Origin of the sequence: Runella sp. (genome assembly GCF_027484545.1) — a bacterium.
GTDB lineage: Bacteria > Bacteroidota > Bacteroidia > Cytophagales > Spirosomataceae > Runella.
The window spans coordinates 1-5,593 of sequence record NZ_JAIXST010000060.1 but is presented as its reverse complement, the minus strand read 5'-3'; the positions used below and the strand labels follow the sequence as shown (position 1 = coordinate 5,593).

The following is a 5,593-nucleotide window of genomic DNA, read 5'->3' as shown; positions in this document are numbered from 1 at the left end:
TTTGATATTTCATCTGCAATTCTTTTATAATAACGATCCATTGCTTCTTGTCCTATCCTTTTTACTTCTTCAGGGGTTAATTCTTGGTTTTTTATTTCACATGACTCATCGCTAATTGATATAATCTCTGAATTGTAAAGGCCTCCTTTAGATATATTCTCAATAATTCTTTCCTGTAAATGACGAGGAACATAGCCCATTTTTCCCTCTCCACCCATTAAACCCCCTTTATTAGTAAATACCACTACACCAGATTTATCAGGCTTCACCCATAAACTTACAATATCCCCAACTTCACATATTTGTAAAATGCTTCGATTGACTGAATTTAAATGAAAGATTAACTCATTATAGGCTGTGGCTGTTTGATAGGTTTGATATAACTCAACAGGCCCAATAATATGAAATTTAATTTCTATGTTCCCCAAAAAAATATTTTCTACTGTATAATCATTTGCTAAAATATTAGACAATATAGGTTGAACTTTATCGTAAAACTTTGACTGGCTAATATATTTTGCAATCCCTCTTGGTACAAAACCGATAAAATGGCGCTCAATACCGCCAAGAAGAGCTTTACTACAACCAATTATTTTAATAGCATTGGAATCAGAAGGGTTTGTATAGTCACGTTCAAATTCGAGCCATAAGTTTTTAGCTTTTACAAATGTCAAAGCCTCTTTTACTCTATGATTAATTCCTGCTACCATCATATCACTATCAAACACTACAAACCCAGATGGTATTGCTTGATTGTACGATTCATATATTATCATGTTTAAAAATGTTTGGAGTTATAAGTACGTTGAAAAGGTACAAATAATACAAATGGCGGCAAAATACTAAATCTTGCCGCCATTGTAGAAGTAAGTTCTTACCCGTCAGTCGGTTCTAAACCGACCGACGGGTAAGAACTTATAAACGCTTTAACAACTCCGCTCCCATGGCGTCTGTACCCAGAATTTTGTCGGCAGGTGTTTCGCTGTTGGCGATGTCGCGTGTGCGGAAACCGGCTTTTAAAACGGCATCTACAGCTGCGATAATGGCCTCAGATTCTTCTTTTAATCCGAATGAAATATCCAACAATAAGGCCGCTGAAAGTACTGATGCCAACGGATTAGCAACGCCTTTACCTGTAATGTCGTGCGCTGAACCGTGGATAGGCTCATAAACGCCCGTGCTGTCGCCTATTGAAGCGGAAGCCAACATTCCCATAGAACCGGCAATTTGACTGGCTTCGTCCGTTAGAATGTCGCCAAACAGGTTACCCGTTACGACTACGTCAAAGTTTCTTGGGTTTTTGATAAGCAACATCGCTGCCGAATCCACAAACTGATGACTTACCTCGACTTCGGGGTACTCTTTGGCTACTGCCTGTACCACTTCTCGCCACAAGCGACTGCTTTCCAGAACGTTAGCTTTGTCTACTGACATGAGTTTTTTGCCTCTTGTCATAGCGGCATCAAAGGCTTTGCGGGCGATACGTTCTACTTCGTATTTGCTGTAAATCATGGTATCGTAGGCCGTATTTCCGTCGTCAATGCGCTCACGCTTTCCGAAATATACGTCACCCGTGAGTTCACGGAAGAAAAGAATATCAGCTCCGCGCAAAATCTCGGGTTTGATGCTGGATGCTTCCAACAATTCGTCAAACAATTTGATAGGGCGCAGGTTGGCATACAACCCCAATTCTTTCCGCATTTTCAACAAACCCTGCTCCGGACGTACTTTTGCCGAAGGGTCATTGTCGTATTTGGGGTGACCTACGGCACCAAACAAAATGGCGTCAGAGGCGCGCATTTTAGTAAGGGTTTCTTCAGGAAGCGGGTCGCCGGTCGCTTCGATGGCTACGTGGCCGATGAGGGCTTCGTCGTAGGTGAATTCATGGCCGAATTTTTCGGCGATGCGGTCTAAGACCTGTTTACCAACGGTGGTAACTTCTTGCCCGATACCATCACCGGGAACGATTAGGATGTGTTTTTTCATTTGTATTTTTGTACAACTATATAGAAATCAAGTTCAACATCTTCTGAGTGGCTTTAATAGCAGAAACCGTTTGGTCAGAATCTAAGCCTCTGGTTTTAAACTCTTTATTGTTCCAATTCCAGGTAATGATTGTTTCGCAAAGTGCATCGGTGCGTCCTCCCGTCGGGATTCGTACGGCGTAATCGGTTAGCGAAGGAAGCGTTTTTCCTTTAACCTCATAAATCTTCTTCAATGCGTTCATAAACGCATCGTACTGTCCGTCTCCCTGCGCATTTTCTTCAAAAACCTCGTCTTCGATTTTCACTTTGAGCGTTGCTGACGGTTTAAGGTCTTTGGAGTGCGTCAGGACATAATTCAGCACTTCGATCTTGTACTCAATTGTGTTGGTATCCAGTACGTCGGAAATGATGTACGGCAGGTCTTCCTGCGTCACCACTTCCTTTCGGTCACCAAGTTCAATGATACGCTGCGTTACTTTTTTGAGGTCTTCGTCCGCCAGCTTGATGCCCAATTCCCGAAGGTTGTTCTCAATATTGGCTTTCCCCGATGTTTTTCCCAACGCATACGAACGCTTACGTCCAAAACGTTCGGGCAATAACTCGTTGAAATACAGGTTGTTTTTCTTATCCCCGTCCGCGTGAATACCGGCGGTTTGCGTAAAAACATTATCTCCGATAATTGGCTTATTGGCAGGAATACGAAGTCCTGAGAACGTTTCGACGATTTTGCTGACCGAATACAAAGATTCCTCGACAACGCCCGTGGTTACTTCGGGCATAAAATCTTTTATAACTGCAATAGCACTCGACAAAGGAGCATTTCCGGCGCGTTCACCCATTCCATTCACCGTCAAATGCAATCCCTGTGCTCCCGCCCGAATTGCTTCCATCACGTTGGCGATGCTTAGATCGTAATCGTTATGGGCATGAAAATCAAAGTGTTGGTTGGGATAACGCTCCACGATTGACTTCACAAAAGAATAGGATTCGGCAGGGGTAAGGATTCCCAACGTATCGGGCAAAAGCACGCGACGGATGGGTTGAGTTGTCAGAAAATCAAGAAATTGGAATACATACTCGGGAGAATTGCGCATTCCGTTACTCCAATCTTCGAGATAAACATTGGCAGAAATTCCTTTCGATTGTGCCGAGGCAATTACTTTCTGAATGTCTGCGAAATGCGCTTCGGGCGTTTTTTTGAGCTGATGCACCAAGTGATTCAGTGAGCCTTTGGTCAACAGATTCATCACCGTGGCACCCGATTCAAGCATCCAGTCAATAGACGCTTCGCCGTCTACGAACGTCAGCACTTCTACTTTATCCAAAAATCCATTTTCCTTGGCCCAATTGGTAATTTTCTTTACCGCCCGAAATTCGCCTTCTGACACACGTGCCGAAGCAATTTCGATTCGGTCCACTTTCACTTCGGTGAGAAGTATCTGCGCCAAGGCCAATTTTTCAGAAGCCGAAAAAGACACTCCGCTGGTTTGTTCACCGTCACGGAGTGTCGTATCCATTATTTCAATGTAGCCCCCCTGCCCCCGATGGGGGAGCTTTTTTTCTTCATTTATCATTACTTGTGTACTATTAATTTTCAATATCTTGAAATAATGCCCCCATTGGGGGTTAGGGGGCCTTTAAAATAAAAGTGCGGCTTCAAAAGCTCCGATTTCCTCTTTCATGGCTCGCAGATAATCGATATCGTCGAAGCCGTTTAATAGGTTGTGTTTTTTGTAACCATTGATGTCGAAAAACTCCTGTTCACCCGTTGTCAAAATGGTAATGGTTTGGTCAGGCAAGCTTACTTCCAATTCGGTTTTGGGGTCTTTTTCAATTGCCAAAAAGATCTTATCCAAAAACTCAGGGCTTACCGTTACGGGCAAAATCCCAACGTTGATGGAGTTGTTCTTGAAAATATCGGCAAAGAAACTCGATACGACGCAACGGAATCCGTAATCGTAGATGGCCCACGCCGCGTGTTCGCGACTCGAACCGCTTCCGAAGTTGCGACCGCCGACAAGAATTTTGCCCGAGTAAAGCGAGTTGTTTAATACGAATTCTGCTTTGGGCGAATTGTCGGGATTATAGCGCCAATCGCGAAAAAGATTATCGCCGAAGCCTTCCCGCTTGGTAGCTTTCAAAAAGCGAGCGGGGATGATTTGGTCGGTATCCACGTTTTCCAATGGAAGCGGTACCGCCGAACTTTTTAATATAGTGAATTGATCGTATGCCATGATTATATTATTGTTTACAAAAACTCCCGTGGGTCAGTTACTTTTCCGGTGACGGCGGCAGCCGCAGCTACATAAGGGCTTGCCAACAACGTACGCGCACCCGGGCCTTGGCGACCTTCAAAGTTGCGGTTTGAGGTGCTGACGGCGTATTTGCCTGCCGGAATCTTATCATCGTTCATCGCCAAACAGGCAGAACACCCCGGCTGACGCAGTAAGAAACCTGCTTCAGTCAAAATATCCAAAATGCCTTCTTCCTTGATTTGAGACTCAACAATGTGTGAGCCCGGTACCAGCCATGCCGTTACGTTATCGGCTTTCTTGCGGCCTTTCACGATAGAGGCAAACGCCCGGAAATCTTCGATGCGACCGTTGGTACAGCTTCCCAAAAACACGTAGTCAATCGGTTTGCCAATGAGGGTGTCATCTTCCACAAATCCCATGTAAGCCAGCGATTTAGCGTACGAAGCCCCACCGTCCAATACGTCTTCGGCTTTAGGGATATGTTGAGAAATACCCGTTCCGAGTCCCGGATTGGTTCCGTACGTGATTTGGGGTTCGATGTCAGCGGCATCGTAGGTATATTCTAAGTCAAACGTTGCGCCTTCGTCGGTTTTAAGGGTTTTCCAGTAGGCCAACGCTTTGTCCCATGCCTCGCCTTTAGGAGTTTGTTCACGCCCTTTGAGGTATGCAAATGCAGTCTCGTCAGGAGCGATCATGCCACCGCGTGCGCCCATTTCGATAGACATGTTACAAACCGTCATGCGTCCCTCCATGCTCATATTTTCAAATACTTCGCCGGCGTATTCTACAAAATAACCCGTAGCACCGCTGGCCGAAATCTGCGAAATAATGAAAAGAACGGCGTCCTTTGGCAATACACCTTTGCCCAATTTACCATTGATGGTAATGCGCATTTTCTTTGGTTTGGGTTGCATGATACACTGCGACGCCAACACCATCTCTACTTCTGAAGTACCGATACCGAAGGCAATGGCTCCAAAAGCACCGTGCGTAGACGTGTGAGAGTCACCGCAAACGATGGTCATGCCTGGTAGCGTAATACCATTTTCAGGTCCCACTACGTGCACAATCCCGTTTTTTGCGTGGCCCAAACCCCAGTGCGAAATACCGTACTTCGCAGTATTGGTTTCAAGCGCTTTCAACTGATTAGCCGAAAGAGGGTCCTCTACTGGCAAATGTTGATTGATGGTCGGCGTGTTGTGGTCGGCGGTAGCAAAGGTACGCTCAGGAAAAAGCACACCAATTCCGCGGCTTTCCAGTCCCAGAAAAGCGACAGGGCTGGTTACTTCGTGAATAAAGTGACGGTCGATGAAGAACACATCGGGTCCGTCTTCAATGGAGCGGACAACGTGG

At 45.3% G+C, this 5,593-nt stretch carries 5 protein-coding genes; all 5 read right to left on the bottom strand.

The genetic code is table 11. The annotated features are described in order from the left end of the window. Window positions 1-776, bottom strand: a 776-nt coding sequence (locus Q0081_RS05525; protein WP_298350165.1) for a hypothetical protein, incomplete at its 3' end; no start/stop codon positions are given. Window positions 777-915: 139 nt separating this feature from the next. After that, window positions 916-1,986, bottom strand: a complete 1,071-nt coding sequence (leuB, locus tag Q0081_RS05520) for a 3-isopropylmalate dehydrogenase (protein WP_298350163.1) — start codon at window positions 1,984-1,986, stop codon at window positions 916-918. Window positions 1,987-2,002: 16 nt separating this feature from the next. Continuing rightward, window positions 2,003-3,559 carry an alpha-isopropylmalate synthase regulatory domain-containing protein gene (locus tag Q0081_RS05515; protein ID WP_298350161.1) on the bottom strand — a complete coding sequence of 519 codons (1,557 nt, stop codon included), beginning with the start codon at window positions 3,557-3,559 and terminating at the stop codon, window positions 2,003-2,005. Window positions 3,560-3,622: 63 nt separating this feature from the next. After that, entirely contained in the window at window positions 3,623-4,219 is a 597-nt protein-coding gene (gene leuD, locus Q0081_RS05510) for a 3-isopropylmalate dehydratase small subunit (protein WP_298350159.1), read from the bottom strand. A gap of 14 nt (window positions 4,220-4,233) precedes the next feature. After that, the coding region (leuC, locus tag Q0081_RS05505) for a 3-isopropylmalate dehydratase large subunit (protein ID WP_298350157.1) at window positions 4,234-5,593 on the bottom strand (1,360 nt) is incomplete at its 5' end.